A 14,263-nucleotide genomic window follows, 5' to 3' on the forward strand; every position below is an offset into this window, starting at 1 on the left:
GGAGTTCAAGTGCTGTCCGCCGATTCGTGAGGCGGTCAATCAGGACGCGTTGTGGGCGGGGCTGGCGGACGGCACGATCGACTGTGTCGTCTCCGATCACTCGCCGTGCACCACGGACCTGAAGACCCCTGACTTCGCGTCCGCCTGGGGCGGTATCTCCTCCCTCCAGCTGGGGCTTCCGGCGATGTGGACGGAGGCGCGTCGTCGTGGTCACAGCCTGGAGGATGTGGTGCGTTGGATGTCGGCGGGTCCGGCGGCTCTGGCCGGGCTGGGACGGAAGGGTGCGATCGAGGCGGGGCGGGACGCGGACTTCGTGGTCCTGGCTCCCGAGGAGAGCTTCACGGTCGATCCGGCCGGGCTCCAGCACCGCAACCAGGTCACCGCTTATGCGGGGAAGACCCTGCACGGTGTCGTCAGGTCCACCTGGTTGCGCGGGACGCGGATCGTGGCCGACGGGGTACTCGCCGAAGGCCCAGGGAGGTACCGGCCCGTCGAGGGGCCCGTCCGCCCCGGTGCGCGGGCGCAGTTCGTGACTGCGGTCCGCGTCCCAGAGGTGCCGGTGCAGGTCCAGGCGGAACCGCCGGTCCGGAGGGCGGTAGCCGCTCGGGCCGTACCCGTGTCCGTGCGGTGCGAGGCCGTCCCACACCGTGAGGCTGATGCGCTGCCCGCCCTCCGCCCACGCGGGCGCGGTACGCACCACGAGACGTACAGGACGGGGATGCCCCGGTTCGTCGTACCTGGCGAGCGTGAGCGTCGTGCCGGTGCGGAGCAGTCCGTCGGGCGCGGTCCTGGGCATGTGCCACCGCAACAGGTCCGGTGCCAGTCGGCGCAGGTCCGCCCGGAGACGGGCGGCCAGGTCACTGCCGTGGACACGTGCGACGGTACGCAGGTCGAGATCGACGTCGAATCCGGCGGCGGCGCAGGCCCCCGCCCAGTCGCCGGCGCGGCGCCGGGCCGTCGCGGTCCCGATCATGGAGGGCGGCACGGCGATCTCCCGCACGCGCGGCCAGAAGGAAATGCGGGAATCCTGGAACGCGGTCGTGGTGAGCATCAGCACTCACCTTGCGCGGTCAGGACCCCCAATCTGCGGAAACCTCGAGTAGTCATCGGCGGGAGCGTAGCCCGCCCGGGCGCCGGGGGCCACGTCTTTTTCCGGCGGCGGGCGGGTAGGCCGAGCGGTGTCACTCGAAGAACTTCAGGCTCCAGCCGGTGCTGGTGTTCGAGCCGGGGACGTTGGCCCTGCTGTACGTGGTGCCGCCCCACCAGGTGAACGTGCCGGTGTACCAGTAACGGTTCGCCCACGAGTACGGAGTCCCCTTGGCGACCGCGTGGAACATGAGGGGGAAGCGCGGGCCGGCCGGCGGGCTCGTCCCGATGTCGCCGTCGAGCAGGACGAAGCTGTGGTGGCCGGGGCCGTCGACGTACAGGGTGGGGTCCCAGCCGGACATCATCGTCGCGCGGGAGGAGCCGAAGAGGCAGCCGTTCGACTTGTACCAGTCCCATACGTACGTGGGGTCGCCGCCGGCCCGGAGCCGCAGATCGGCCAGGCAGTACTGGTCGCTCCAGCTGCCGTTTGCGCTGTACACGATGTGCAGCTGCCCGTTCGGGTCCTTGATCGCCTCGGGTGCCTCGTTGATGAACGGGTTGCCGACGACCCGTTCCCAGCTCTCGCGTGGCTGCGAGATCACGTACCGCGCGCCGGTCGGCGTCCTCGGGCCGCTCATCCGGCTGATGTAGAGGTTCTGCTCGACGTTCGTGTCGCCCGCCCAGCCGGACCAGACGAACCAGCGCTGCCCGTTGAAGGTGAACAGGGTGCCGTCGATGGCCCACTTGTCGTCGGCCAGCGCGAGCTTCGACTCCCCGGTGTATCCGCTGTCCGGTGCGGCCGAGTCGATGACGTACATCCGGTGGGCGGCGCCCCGGCCGGCCGAGAAGTAGATGTAGTAGCGGCCGCCGTCCCGCACGATCTCCGGGGCCCAGACCTCGCCGAGGCCGCGGGCGTCCGACCAGACCTGGCGGGCCGGTGCGGAGGCCAGGCCCGCCGTCGACGAAGCCTGCCGCACGGCTATGCCGCCCCCGGTCGACTGCACCGAGATGTAGGTGCCGCCGACGCGCAGGACGCTGGGATCCGCGGCCTGCATACCGGTACGGTCCGCCCGCGCGGTCCCGGCGGAGACGAGACACATCGCGGCGGCGAGCAGGACGGAGAGAGCGAACGCGGCGATACCGGAAAGGTGACGAGGAAGCTTCATCATCCCGCTCCATGGTCGGCCTCCGCGCCGCGCCGCGGCAACCGGGGGAGCGGTTGCCGGCACGCGGGCAGGGCTGGTCAGGGCCATGCCGGCGAGGGACGCGGGGATGACGGGCGGTCATGTCCCCGCCTCCGCACCGACATGTACATCGATGAAAAGAGCGCTCTCACAGCATCACGAGTGGATCTGCCCATGTCAATATCGAGGTGCCGTCGAGGACGGCCCGAGCGTCTCGCCCCCCCCGGAGGCCGGTGGCCCTCGGCACGGCTGCACGCGCCGGGGGCATGGATCCCTGCCCCCGGCCCGCCTGTGCGGCCCGGTCCTCCGTGGGCTGCGCGTGAACGCACATGATGGGGGCCCGCTCGGTTCACCGACACCCCCGAAGGACGACCCATGGCCGAGGAAAACGTGCCCGCCGACGAACTGCCGTTGTCCGGCATCACCGTCGTGAGCATCGAACAGGCGGTGGCCGCCCCCTTCGCCACCCGCCAGCTCGCCGATCTCGGAGCCCGGGTGATCAAGGTGGAGCGTCCGGGCGGCGGCGACTTCGCCCGCCGGTACGACACCACGGTGCACGGCCAGTCCAGCTACTTCGTCTGGCTGAACCGCTCCAAGGAGTCCCTGACGCTCGACCTGAAGACCGGGCGGGGGCGAGCAGTCCTGGAGGAACTCCTGGCGCGGGCCGACGTGTTCGTCCAGAACCTCGCGCCCGGTGCCGCCGCCCGCATGGGCCTGTCCGCCGACGACCTGGCGGAGCGGTACCCGACGCTGATCCCGTGCGCGGTCACCGGCTACGGATCGAGCGGGCCCTGGAAGGACCGGAAGGCCTACGACCTCCTGGTGCAGTGCCAGACCGGCCTGGTCTCCCTCACCGGCAGTGCCCGTGAGGCGGCCCGGGCCGGGGTGTCGGTCGCCGACATCGCGGCGGGCATGTACGCCTACAGCGGCATCCTGACCGCGCTGTTCACGCGGGCCACCCGGGGCACCGTGCGCGCCGTGGAGGTCTCGCTGTTCGAGGCGCTCGCCGAGTGGATGGGACAGCCCGCCTACTACACCGCCTACAGCGGTGCGCAGCCGCCGAGGGTCGGCACCCGGCACGCCACCATCGCCCCGTACGGCACCTACACCGCGGCCGACGGCAGGGACGTACTGCTCTCCGTGCAGAACGAGCGCGAATGGGCCGCGCTCTGCGAGCGGTTCCTCGGTGATCCCGGCCTCACCGACGACCCGCGCTTCGCCACCGGACCGGCCCGGGTGAGCAACCGTGAGGAGGTCGACGCGCTCCTGGCCGGGCGGATCGCCGCATCCGGCAGCGGCGAGGTGACGGCGCTTCTCGATGCCATCGGCATCGCCAACGCCCCCGTCAACGACGTGAAGCAGTTCCTGGAACATCCCGTACTGGCCGCCCGTGACCGCTGGCGGGAGGTGGCCGTGCCCGGCGGAGCGACGGTCGAAGCGCTGCTGCCGCCCGTCGACCTGGCGGGCACCACCCCGCGCATGGGTGCCGTCCCCGCGGCCGGCGAGCACACCGGACGGATCCTGGCCGAACTCGGCTACACCGCAGGGCAGATCGGCGAACTGCGTGCCGACGGCGCCGTCTGACTTTCGATGAGAGGGCAGGAGCGCGGCGGGAGTGCTGCCTCGAATGTCTCAAGTCCACTGACTTGAGCGGGTGTTGCCGTTAGTGCGCCGGGCGGGGTCCCGGATTTCATCTCTGTCATGAACCTTGTCAGTCCGGCGACGGGCCCTCTATTGTCGCGGACAGAAAGCGCTTTCCCCTTCTGGGTCCCGTCCGGTGGAAGCGTTCGTCCGCGACGGCCGTCGCGACGAACGCGCGTGAGCCGCCACCTGATCGGCCCAGGGCTTCACCGGGAGGCCGGCCCCACCGGCGGACGACGGTGCACCACACCTGTCCGCACCGGGCCCGGCCGCCTCGCTCGTCCCGGGACCGGCGGAGACCGCCGCCCCGACCGCTCGGAACGAACATGCACCACCGGCCGACGAGTGCTGCCCGGCGTCAAGCCGACAGCCCCGCCGGTTCGCCGTTGCGACCGCGGCATGGAGCAGCACCACAGCATGTGAACACGAATGGGGACACCAACATGAGACGACCAGTCGCGCTGCGACTCAACGCCGCTCTGGCCACGCTGGCCGTGGCGGCCGCGACCGGCGTGGTGCTGTCGATGCCCGAGGCGGCGTCGGCGGCGGCGACCGGGAGTGCCACCGGATACGCGACCCAGAACGGCGGGACCACCGGCGGCGCCGGCGGGACGACCGTGCGGGCCACCACGGGTACCGCGATCCACACGGCCCTGTGCAACCGGGCCAGCAGCAGCACCCCGATCACCATCCAGGTCGAGGGCACGATCAACCACGGCAACACCGCCAAGGTGTCCGGGAACAGCTGCAACACCGCAGCCGGTGTGATCGAGCTCAAGCAGATCAGCAACGTCACGCTCGTCGGCGTCGGCAGCGGTGCCGTCTTCGACCAGCTGGGCATCCACATCCGTGAGTCCAGCAACATCATCATCCAGAACGTGACCGTCAAGAACGTCAAGAAGTCCGGCTCGCCCACGTCCAACGGCGGTGACGCCATCGGCATGGAGAGCGACGTCCGCAACGTCTGGGTCGACCACACGACTCTCGAGGCCTCGGGCGGCGAGTCGGAGGGCTACGACGGCCTCTTCGACATGAAGGACAACACCCAGTACGTCACGCTGTCCTACAGCACCCTGCGCAACTCCGGCCGTGGCGGCCTGGTCGGTTCCAGTGAGACCGAGCTCTCGAACGGCTACATCACGTACCACCACAACCTGTACGAGAACATCGACTCGCGGGCGCCCCTGCTGCGCGGCGGCATCGCCCACATCTACAACAACTACTACGTGAAGCTCAACGAGTCCGGAATCAACTCCCGGGCCGGAGCGCGGGCCAAGGTCGACAACAACTACTTCAAGAACTCCAAGGACGTCCTGGGCACGTTCTACACGAACGCGGCCGGATACTGGCAGGTCGGCGGCAACACGTTCGACAACGTGACCTGGTCCGCCAAGGGCAGCGAGAACAACCCGGCCGGTCCCGACCCGAAGTCCAACACCACCGTCAGCATCCCCTACTCCTACAGCCTGGACAACGCGAGCTGCGTCCCGGCGATCGTGGCTGCGACCGCGGGTGCCAACAAGGGCCTGAAGGTGTCGGACGGCAGCTGCTCGCCGACGACGCCCACCCCCACGCCGGACCCCACGGACCCGACGCCGGATCCGACGGACCCCACCCAGCCCGGCGGCACCAACCTCAGCATCGGGGCCGGATCCGACGGCTCCAGCAAGGCGAGCGGATCCAGCTACGGAAACGTGCGTGACGGTGACATGAGCACCTTCTGGTCGCCGGCCGGATCGACGGGTTCCATCTCGATCAAGTGGGGGACCGCCACGTCCGTGTCGAAGGTCAACATCCGTGAGGCCTCCGGTTCCACCGGTGCCATCGGGGCCTGGAAGGTCGTCAACGGTGACACCGGCGCGGTTCTCACCTCCGGGACCAGGGCCGGTGCCATCACCGTGCCCAAGACCTCGCTGAAGAAGATCACCTTCGAGATCACCGGTTCGTCCGGGACACCGAAGGTCGCCGAGTTCGAGACGTACGCCGGATAGCGGCACGGCCCCGGCGCCCGTCCGGAGCCGTGCCGGAGCACCGGGCAGCCACGCGGGGCCGGTTTCCCGCCGCTGAACGCCCCGATCGGGGGCCGTCGGACGCGACGGCCCCCGATTCGGTGTTTCCGCGGCCCGCGTCCGGGGTCCCGGCGGGCGACACCACGTGGCCGCGAGGCTTCGGTGCCATCATGACCATCGAGTCCCTGGCGCGGCTCGGGGCGTACCCGAGCCGGGTCAGTCACCCGCCGCCCCGGGCGTGGGGGCGCGTCGGCCGGCCGGCGCGGCGCCGGCGCCCGACCTCACCCCTCCCGGAGCACCCCTTGAGCAGCGACACCGGCCACACCCTCGACGTGCAGGCGATCCGTTCCTGCTTCCCGGCGCTGAAGGCGGGAACCGCCCGCTTCGACGCGCCGGGCGGCACCCAGACGCCGCAGCAGGTCGTCGACGCGATCGCCGAAGCCCTCACCCGTCCCCTGGCGAACCGGGGCGTCCTCACGGAGGCCGCGCGCAACGCCGAGACGATCGTGGCCGACGCACGGTCGGCCCTGGCCGATCTGCTCGGCTCGGAGGCAGGCTCGGTGGTGTTCGGGCGCAGCGCCACCCAGCTCGTCTACGACCTGGCGCGCACCATGGCCAAGGACTGGGGACCGGGGGACGAAGTGGTGGTGTCCCGGCTCGACCACGACTCCAACATACGGCCCTGGGTGCAGGCCGCCGAGGCCGTGGGAGCGACGGTCCGGTGGGCCGATTTCGACCCCGGAACGGGTGAGCTCGACGCCGCACACCTCGAAGCCGTACTGTCCGGCCGCACCCGGCTCGTGGCCGTCACCGCGGCCTCCAACCTGATCGGCACCTGCCCCGACATCCCCGCCCTCGCCGCCCTGGTGCACGGCGCCGGCGCGCTTCTCCACGTCGACGCGGTGCACTACGCCTCGCACGCCACGGTCGATCTCACCGCCCTCGGCGCGGACACCCTGGTCTGCTCGCCGTACAAATTCCTCGGACCGCATCTCGGCGTGCTGACCGGGCGGCGGGAACTGCTCCACAGCCTCCGTCCGGACAAGCTGCTGCCCTCCAGCGACGCCGTGCCCGAGCGCTTCGAACTCGGCACGCTGCCCTACGAGTTGCTGGCGGGTGCGACGGCGGCGGTGGACTTCCTCGCCGGGCTCGCCCCGGGCGCCGGCAGCAGGCGGGAGCGTCTGGTCCGGGCGTTCACGGCGCTCGCCTCGCACGAGGACCGGCTGCACGGCCGCATCGAGGAAGGACTGGCCGGGCTGGACGGCGTCACCGTGTACTCCCGTGCGGCACGGCGTACCCCGACCACGCTGTTCACGGTGGCGGGCCGGGACTCGGGGGAGGTCTCCCGGCACCTGGCCGAACGCGGAGTGGACGCACCGGCCGGGTCGTTCTACGCCCTGGAGGCGTCCCGCCGGCTCGGACTGGGGGACGAGGGCGGCGTACGGGTCGGCCTCGCGCCCTACACCTGCGACGAGGACGTCGACCGGCTGCTGAACGCGCTCGACACGCCCCGCGGCTGACGCGGCGGAACGCCCTCGGGGCGCTGCCTCCCCCCGCGGCCCGACGCGGGGGGAGGCAGCGCCGGTCCGGGACGCAGGACGCGGCGGGTCGGCGCCGGTCGGGTGCACCGGAGGTGATGGGTCAGCGCCAGTCGGGGGCGCCGGAGGCGGGGGACAGGGCGCTCTCGATCTTCGTGCGGATCTCCCGCATCACCGCCACGACCCGCCTCTCGTGCTCCTCGCCGAGCCGCGCCACCGGCACCGAGCAGCTGATGGCGTCGACGGCCGGTGTGTCGTACCGCAGGGCGAAGCCGAAACCCGCGATGCCCGTCACCGTCTCCTCGCGGTCGATCGAGTAGCCGCGCTCGCGCACCCCGGCGAGATCGGCCAGCAGTGTGGCGCGTTCGGTGTGCGTGTTCTCCGTGCGGGGAGTCAGGGGCCCCTCCGGCAGAGGAAGTCGGTCATCGGGCCGCTCGGCGAGCAGGGCCTTACCGAGCGCCCCGGCGTGCGCCGGGATGCGGCGCCCCACCCTGCTGATGGTGCGCAGGTACTCGTGGGACTCACGCGTCGCCAGATACACGACGTTCGAACCGTCGAGCCTGGCCAGATGGATCGTCTCGCCGAGCGCGTCCGAGGCCTCGTCGAGGTAGGGGCGCGCCGCGCGCACATGCGGGTCGCTGTCCAGATAACTCGTCCCCGTGTGCAGGGCGCGGATGCCGATGCCGTACAGGGAGCCGGTGGTGTCGGTGCGCACCCAGCCGCAGTCGACGAGGGTCCGCAGCAACTGGTACATGCTGCTGCGCGGTACGCCGAGCTCCTCGGCGAGTTCGTCCAGCCGGGCCGGCCGGTCGCCCCGGGAGGCGAGGAGTTCGAGCAGGGCGACCGTGCGGGACGCCGACTTCACCCCACGGACCCCGCTGTTCTCCGGCATCCGCCCATCGTAAATCCGCGCTGTCACACCCATTGACCCTGTCGCGTTCACCGCCCTAACCTCCGTTCTCATACATATACGCCATCTGCATATGAGGATGAGATCGGGGAACTGGCATGTCGCTCGTCGTAGTCGGGATCAGCGTGGTGGTGCTGCTGCTCCTGATGACCCGTATGAAGCTCAACGGCTTCGCCGCACTGCTGCTCGTGGCCGTCGGCGTGGCTCTGGTCCAGGGGATACCGGCCGTCGAGATACCGGACGTCCTCTCGGCCGGAATCGGGGACCAGATCGGCGACACCATGCTCACCATCGGCCTCGGTGCGATGGTCGGGCGGATCATGGGTGACTCCGGCGCGGCCCAGCGGATCGCCGGCAGACTGCTCGACGCCTTCGGACCGCGCGGGGTGCAGCTGGCCATGGTGGTCACGTCCATGCTCATCGGCGTGACCATGTTCTACGAGGTCGCCTTCATCATCATCGTGCCGATCGCGTTCACGCTCGTCAGGGTCACCGGGGTGAACCTGCTGTGGGTGGGCCTGCCGATGTCGATCTCGCTGTCCACGATGCACAGCTTCCTTCCGCCGCACCCCGGTCCCACCGCCGTCGCCGCGACGTTCCACGCCTCCGTCGGCCACACCCTCTTCTACGGCCTCTTCATCGCCGTGCCCGCGGGTGCGCTCGTCGCGCTGCTGTGGCCGCGGCTGCCGTTCGTGAGGGCGATGAACCCCTCCATCCCCCAAGGCCTCGTCAGTGACCGGGAGTTCACCGACGAGGAGATGCCGGGCATGGGGTGGTCGCTGTTCGTGGCGCTCTTCCCGGTGGCGCTGATCGCCGGCGCGGCCGTGGTCGACATGGCCGCGTCCGGTGAAAGCCCGTTCCTGCACGGGATCGCCTTCGTCGGCTCCGCGCCGATCGCGCTCCTGCTGGCCCTCCTCCTGGCGGCCTGGGCGTTCGGACCACGGATCGGCCGCAGCCTGGCCGACGTCAGCGCCTCCTGCGCCTCGGCAGCCCGGGCGATGGCGATGATCCTGCTGGTCATCGGTGCGGGCGGAGCCTTCAAGAACGTCCTCGTCGAGGGCGGGATCTCCGACTACATCAAGGACGTCACGGAGCACTGGCCGGTCTCGCCGATCATCCTGGCCTGGCTCATCGCCGCCATCCTGCGCATCGCGCTCGGCTCCGCGACGGTGGCCGTGGTCACCGCCTCCGGCGTGGTGCTGCCGCTCCTCGCCGGGAGCGGCGCCCACCCCGAGATGATGGTCCTCGCCGTGTCGTGCGGATCGATCGCCTTCTCCCACGTCAACGACCCGGGATTCTGGCTGTTCAAGGAGTACTTCAACCTCTCGGTCATCCAGGCGATCAAGGTCCGCACCGGTTACACGACCGTGCTCGCGGTCCTCGGCCTCGGAGGCGTCCTGGCGGCCGAGTGGACCCTCGACGTCACCGGCCTCTGAAGGCACCGCATCCCGGCTCCCGGCCCGCTCCCTCTCGCACCCAAGGAACCCGACCAGCATGAACCAGCCGACCGTCACCCACTTCTCCGTCTATCCCGTCGCCGGCCGCGACTGCATGGAGCTGAACCTCTCCGGCGCCCACGGCCCGTTCTTCACCCGCAACATCGTCGTCCTGAAGGACTCCGAGGGCCGGACCGGGCTCGGGGAGGTGCCCGGAGGCGAGAAGATCACCCGGACCCTCCGGGACTCCGAGTCCCTGGTCCTCGGCGCGAAGGTGGGCGACCACAAGCGCGTCCTGCGCGAGATCGGAAGCAGGTTCGCGGACCGTGACTCGGGCGGGCGGGGTGCCCAGACCTTCGATCTGCGGACCACCGTGCACGCCGTCACCGCGGTCGAGTCGGCCCTGCTCGACCTGCTGGGCCAGCACCTCGACGTGCCGGTCGCGGCCCTGCTGGGCGACGGCATGCAACGGGACTCCGTACGGGTGCTGGGCTACCTCTTCTACGTCGGCGACCCCGACCGCACGGAGCTGGACTACGTCCGCGAACCCCGGTCCGACGTCGACTGGTACCGCATCCGCCACGAGGAGGCCCTCACTCCCGGGGCGATCGTCCGCCAGGCCGAGGCCGCCTACGACCTCTACGGCTTCCGGGACTTCAAGCTGAAGGGCGGAGTCCTCGCGGGCACCGAGGAGGTCGAGGCCGTCACCGCGCTCAAGGACCGCTTCCCCGGGGCCCGGATCACCCTGGACCCGAACGGCGCCTGGTCGCTCCGCGAGGCGGTCGAGCTCTGCTCCCCGCTGCTGGGCACCCTCGCCTACGCCGAGGACCCCTGCGGGGCGGAGGACGGCTACTCGGGGCGTGAGGTCCTGGCCGAGTTCCGCCGTGCGACCGGCCTCCCGACCGCGACCAACATGATCGCCACCGACTGGCGGCAGCTGACCCACGCCCTGGCTTTGCAGTCCGTGTCCATCCCGCTCGCCGACCCGCACTTCTGGACCATGCAGGGGTCGGTGCGCGTGGCACAGCTGTGCAACGCGATGGGCCTGACCTGGGGCTGCCACTCCAACAACCACTTCGACATCTCCCTCGCCATGATCACGCACTGCGGTGCCGCCGCCCCCGGGGAGTACAACGCCCTGGACACGCACTGGATCTGGCAGGAGGGCCTGGAGCGGCTCACCGTCGCCCCGCCCCGCATCTCGGACGGTGAGATCGCCGTCCCCGACGCACCCGGCCTGGGTGTCGAACTCGACATGGACCGCCTCCACGCCGCCCACGAGCTCTACCTCGAGAAGGCCCTGGGGGCGCGGAACGACGCCGACGCCATGCAGTACCTCGTGCCCGGCTGGACGTTCGACGCCAAGCGGCCCTGCCTGGTGCGGTAGAACCCGTCAGGACGCCTGGCCCGCCGCCGCCATGAGACCGGCCGTCCAGACCCGCACGGCCTCGGTGAGTCCGGGGGTGACGTAGGCCAGGAGCGTCCCGTCGACGGCGCCGCCGGGCCCGATCACCAGACCGGTGCGTCCGTCCAGCGCGGGGTCGGTGGCGGCGGCCAGCGGACCCGTCGCGGCCGCCGCCACCGGCGCCGAGACGCCCTTCCTGATCTCCTCCCAGTGGGGCCGCAGGGCGGGGGACAGGATGTCGACGGTCATCCGCGCGGCGTTGTCCGTCGCGGCGGCCCCGGGGTCGACGGCGAAGACCGAGACGCCCCGGGGGCGGAGCCGCTCGGCGAGCTCCACCGTGTGCGCGAGATGGGCCAGCTTGGCCCGTCCCGTGGCGGCGAGACCGTAGTGGGGGCCCGGCGGTTCGGCTTCCTCGAACACGGCCTGAGCGGCGGCGACGGCGCTCGACGTGACGTTCACGATGAGGCTCGGTGCCGCCGCGGCGAGCGCGTCGGTCAGCGTCCCGGTGAGGACGTAGGGCGAGAGGTGGTTGAGGACGATGCTCAGCTCGACGCCCTCCGGGCTCTCCCGGCGCTCGGTCCACATGCCGCCCACGTTGTTCACCAGCAGATCGAGGCCGCCCTCGCCGGCGAGGCGTTCCCCCAGCAGCCGGGTCGCGGCCAGGGACGACAGGTCCGCGCCGACGAACCGCCCCGCGCCGCGCCCCGCGGCCTCGTCGACGCGGGCCACCGCCGCCTTGCCACGCTCGGGGTCGCGGCCGACGAGGGTGAGGTCCCAGCCCCGGCGCGCCAGTCCGAGGGCCGTCTCCAGCCCGATGCCGCCGGTCCCGGCCGTCACCACTGCCTTGGGGGCGTACTTGGTCATGCCGTGCTCCTGCTCGATGCCTCGGCCGGGGCGGGTGCCCTTCGTCCGTACCTCCAGCAGACCGCCCCGGCGACGATCATGGAAGTTCCGTTCCGGCATGGCCCGATGCCGCGCGGGCATGCGTCCGGGTGGGAGGATGCGTGCATGGGTGACGTGGAGATCCGGCAGGTCCACTACTTCATCGCCGTGGCGGAGGAGGGCAACTTCACCCGCGCCGCACAACGCCTGTCCATGACGCAGCCGGCGCTCTCGCGCGCGATCCTCGCCCTGGAGAAGGCCGTCGGCGCCACCCTGCTGCTGCGTACGCCGAAAGGCGCCACACTGACCGCCGCCGGCCACGCGATGCTCGAGGAGGGCCGGTCGCTCCTGGCCCAGGCGGGGAACGTGACCTCACGGGTGCGCAGGGCGGCCGAGCGGAACGCCTCGGTGACACTGACCGGACCCGGATGCGACGCGGCCCTGCTCGACAGGATGGTCCGCTCGTACAACGAGGCCGACCCGGCGCACCCGGCCCGGACCGCCGTCGGCACGATCGACGACCAGCTCGGCCGGCTGCGTTCGGGGCAGGCCGACATCGCGCTCGTCCGCGCCCCCGTGGGCGGGAACGGACTGAGCAGCGTGGTGCTGCGCCGCGAACGGATCAGTGTGCTGGTGGGCGCCCGGCACCGGCTGGCGGGGGCAAAGACCCTGCGCGTCGCCGATCTGGCCGGTGAACCCCTGCTCGGCTGGCAGGGCCCAGGGGCTCAGCTCAACGACCCCAACCTCTGGCCGGACGGGCTGCCGGGTACGCCCGGACCCCAGGTGAGCGACGGTCTGCAGATGCTGGCGGTGGTCCGCCTGGGCCAGGCGGTCGCCCTTGCCGCGCCGCCGTCGGGAGGCGGCGGCGCACCCGAGGGAACCGTCAGCATCCGCCTGGCGGACGGGCCGGCCGTTCCCCTGCGGCTGGTCTGGCCGAAGGAGCGGACCACGCCGGGCATCCGGAGCTTCGTCCGGCACACCGTCACCGCGTTCCGGCAGCCGGGACGCACCGGGGCGCCCGGCGGAACCGCGGAGACCCCCTCCGCCGCCCGGGCCGGCTGACCCGCGGGAGCGTGGTCGGCCTCCGCCGCCGAGGTCCGGAACGGGGCAGCCCTCAGTGCCCGTGCTCCTGCGGAGGCGCCGTCGTGCCGGGGGCCTGTGCCGCCGCTGCCGACGGAACGGTGAAGGCCGCCGTCCGGACGGTGCCGTCGTGCTTGAAGTCCAGGAACAGCCGGTGGTCGGCGGAACCGGGCGCCGTCGCGGTGAAGGAGACACCGGGCCCGGGCTCCGTGGAGCCGTCCGGGTGGACGTGGAGGTAGGCGAGGTCTCCGGCGCGCAGCGCGACGAGGTGTCCGTAGGCGCCCAGATAAGGCTGCAGATCGGTCACCGGACGGCCGTCCTTCCGCACGGTGAACGTGAGACGTTCCGGCACGTCGGGACGCAGATCGCCGTTCAGGGACACCGTGTACCCGTCGACGACGGCCGTCCGGGAGGGCTTCGGGAGCTCCGCCGCCTTGTACGGCCCGGACACGGCCAGATCCGCTCCCAGGGTCAGATCCCCGGTGTTCGAGTCCGCGGGTGTGAAGTCGGCGAAGACCCGGTAGTCGCCCGCCGCCGGCAACTCGACCGGTGTGCTCCACGTCCCGTCGGCCGCCCGGGCCGGGTGCAGATGGCGATAGGTGACCAGATCGCGTGAGGCGAGGATCAGATGGAGTTCCTTGCCGTGTTCCCGGCGGAACTCCTTGACCGGCTCACCGGCCTCGTCCCGGACGGCGAACCGCAGTTCGCCCCGCTGCCCCGCCTCCAGTCGCGGGGTGCTCAGGTCGAGCGTGTACCCGCCCTCGGTGACCTGAAGGCCCCCTGCCGGGCCGGCCGCGCGGCTCTCCCGGGCGTGTGGTGCCGCCGTGCTCCGCGTGTGTTCGGCACGCTCCGGGGAGCTGGTGGTCCCGGCACCGGTGCCCACGGCGGAACCGATGCCGTACGCGGCGCCGAAGGACGCCGTGAGTGCGGTGACGAAGGCGGTGATCTTCGCGGCGGGGTTCATGACTGCTCCTGCTCCTGTGCTCCTCGAGGAGGGCCCGGGAAGGGACCGATTCCCTGAAACATATACCCTCAGGGGGTATGTGCGACAGGAGTGGCCGGACCTTGCCAAGTATACGGGTGGGGGGTATA

The 14,263-nt window shown here is 71.4% G+C and carries 10 protein-coding genes and 2 pseudogenes; 7 read left to right on the plus strand and 5 right to left on the minus strand.

Annotated features, from left to right (window positions below; genetic code table 11):
- Nucleotides 1-481 (plus strand): annotated as a pseudogene (locus tag IA22_RS35450) (amidohydrolase family protein); the annotation flags it as partial.
- Here the strand turns inward: IA22_RS35450 and IA22_RS0128700 are convergent.
- Nucleotides 470-1,051, minus strand: a pseudogene (locus tag IA22_RS0128700) (hypothetical protein); the annotation flags it as partial. The pseudogenes IA22_RS35450 and IA22_RS0128700 overlap by 12 nt on opposite strands.
- 130 nt (nt 1,052-1,181) lie before the next feature.
- The gene (locus IA22_RS0128705; RefSeq protein WP_014153528.1) at nt 1,182-2,252 is read right to left on the minus strand and encodes a glycoside hydrolase family 43 protein; all 1,071 of its coding nucleotides are present in this window, start codon (nt 2,250-2,252) and stop codon (nt 1,182-1,184) included.
- A 393-nt stretch (nt 2,253-2,645) separates the two neighbouring features.
- Here IA22_RS0128705 and IA22_RS0128710 point away from each other — a divergent pair, with 393 nt between their 5' ends.
- The 3 genes from IA22_RS0128710 (at nt 2,646) to IA22_RS0128720 (ending at nt 7,440) form a co-directional block, all read left to right on the plus strand.
- The gene (locus IA22_RS0128710; protein WP_030125277.1) at nt 2,646-3,854 is read left to right on the plus strand and encodes a CaiB/BaiF CoA transferase family protein; all 1,209 of its coding nucleotides are present in this window, start codon (nt 2,646-2,648) and stop codon (nt 3,852-3,854) included.
- A 500-nt stretch (nt 3,855-4,354) separates the two neighbouring features.
- Complete coding sequence (locus IA22_RS0128715) at nt 4,355-5,902, plus strand: pectate lyase family protein (protein WP_030125278.1); 1,548 nt, start codon at nt 4,355-4,357, stop codon at nt 5,900-5,902.
- Between the two features lie 320 nt (nt 5,903-6,222).
- The gene (locus IA22_RS0128720) at nt 6,223-7,440 is read left to right on the plus strand and encodes a cysteine desulfurase-like protein (RefSeq protein ID WP_030125279.1); all 1,218 of its coding nucleotides are present in this window, start codon (nt 6,223-6,225) and stop codon (nt 7,438-7,440) included.
- Between the two features lie 121 nt (nt 7,441-7,561).
- On the opposite strand, the gene IA22_RS0128725 is transcribed toward IA22_RS0128720, so the two are convergent.
- The gene (locus tag IA22_RS0128725) at nt 7,562-8,350 is read right to left on the minus strand and encodes an IclR family transcriptional regulator (RefSeq protein ID WP_015579129.1); all 789 of its coding nucleotides are present in this window, start codon (nt 8,348-8,350) and stop codon (nt 7,562-7,564) included.
- A 116-nt stretch (nt 8,351-8,466) separates the two neighbouring features.
- Here IA22_RS0128725 and IA22_RS0128730 point away from each other — a divergent pair, with 116 nt between their 5' ends.
- Both IA22_RS0128730 and IA22_RS0128735 read left to right on the plus strand, forming a co-directional pair.
- Nucleotides 8,467-9,804, plus strand: a complete 1,338-nt coding sequence (locus tag IA22_RS0128730) for a gluconate:H+ symporter (protein ID WP_030125280.1) — start codon at nt 8,467-8,469, stop codon at nt 9,802-9,804.
- A 58-nt stretch (nt 9,805-9,862) separates the two neighbouring features.
- Nucleotides 9,863-11,191 (plus strand): enolase C-terminal domain-like protein, encoded by a 1,329-nt coding sequence (locus IA22_RS0128735; protein ID WP_015579131.1) that lies wholly within the window; start codon nt 9,863-9,865, stop codon nt 11,189-11,191.
- A 6-nt stretch (nt 11,192-11,197) separates the two neighbouring features.
- Here the strand turns inward: IA22_RS0128735 and IA22_RS0128740 are convergent, their stop codons facing one another.
- Nucleotides 11,198-12,172 (minus strand): SDR family NAD(P)-dependent oxidoreductase, encoded by a 975-nt coding sequence (locus tag IA22_RS0128740; protein ID WP_030125281.1) that lies wholly within the window; start codon nt 12,170-12,172, stop codon nt 11,198-11,200.
- Nucleotides 12,173-12,217: 45 nt separating this feature from the next.
- On the opposite strand from IA22_RS0128740, the gene IA22_RS0128745 reads away from it, so the two are divergent.
- Nucleotides 12,218-13,153: a LysR family transcriptional regulator gene (locus IA22_RS0128745; protein WP_030125282.1), complete on the plus strand. Its 936-nt coding sequence runs from the start codon at nt 12,218-12,220 to the stop codon at nt 13,151-13,153.
- A gap of 52 nt (nt 13,154-13,205) precedes the next feature.
- Here IA22_RS0128745 and IA22_RS0128750 read toward each other — a convergent pair whose 3' ends face one another.
- Nucleotides 13,206-14,135 carry a hypothetical protein gene (locus tag IA22_RS0128750; protein WP_030125283.1) on the minus strand — a complete coding sequence of 310 codons (930 nt, stop codon included), beginning with the start codon at nt 14,133-14,135 and terminating at the stop codon, nt 13,206-13,208.
- Nucleotides 14,136-14,263 lie beyond the last annotated feature (128 nt).

The organism is Kitasatospora papulosa, from assembly GCF_000717245.1.
Taxonomy (GTDB): Bacteria; Actinomycetota; Actinomycetes; order Streptomycetales; family Streptomycetaceae; genus Streptomyces; species Streptomyces papulosus.

Coding starts and splice junctions, on each gene's coding strand:
- IA22_RS0128715 (WP_030125278.1), top strand. CDS start 4,355: ATGAGACGACCAGTCGCGCTGCGACTCAACGCCGCTCTGGCCACGCTG.
- IA22_RS0128710 (WP_030125277.1), top strand. CDS start 2,646: ATGGCCGAGGAAAACGTGCCCGCCGACGAACTGCCGTTGTCCGGCATC.
- IA22_RS0128745 (WP_030125282.1), top strand. CDS start 12,218: ATGGGTGACGTGGAGATCCGGCAGGTCCACTACTTCATCGCCGTGGCG.
- IA22_RS0128735 (WP_015579131.1), top strand. CDS start 9,863: ATGAACCAGCCGACCGTCACCCACTTCTCCGTCTATCCCGTCGCCGGC.
- IA22_RS0128750 (WP_030125283.1), bottom strand. CDS start 14,135: ATGAACCCCGCCGCGAAGATCACCGCCTTCGTCACCGCACTCACGGCG.
- IA22_RS0128705 (WP_014153528.1), bottom strand. CDS start 2,252: ATGAAGCTTCCTCGTCACCTTTCCGGTATCGCCGCGTTCGCTCTCTCC.
- IA22_RS0128725 (WP_015579129.1), bottom strand. CDS start 8,350: ATGCCGGAGAACAGCGGGGTCCGTGGGGTGAAGTCGGCGTCCCGCACG.
- IA22_RS0128730 (WP_030125280.1), top strand. CDS start 8,467: ATGTCGCTCGTCGTAGTCGGGATCAGCGTGGTGGTGCTGCTGCTCCTG.
- IA22_RS0128740 (WP_030125281.1), bottom strand. CDS start 12,172: ATGCCGGAACGGAACTTCCATGATCGTCGCCGGGGCGGTCTGCTGGAG.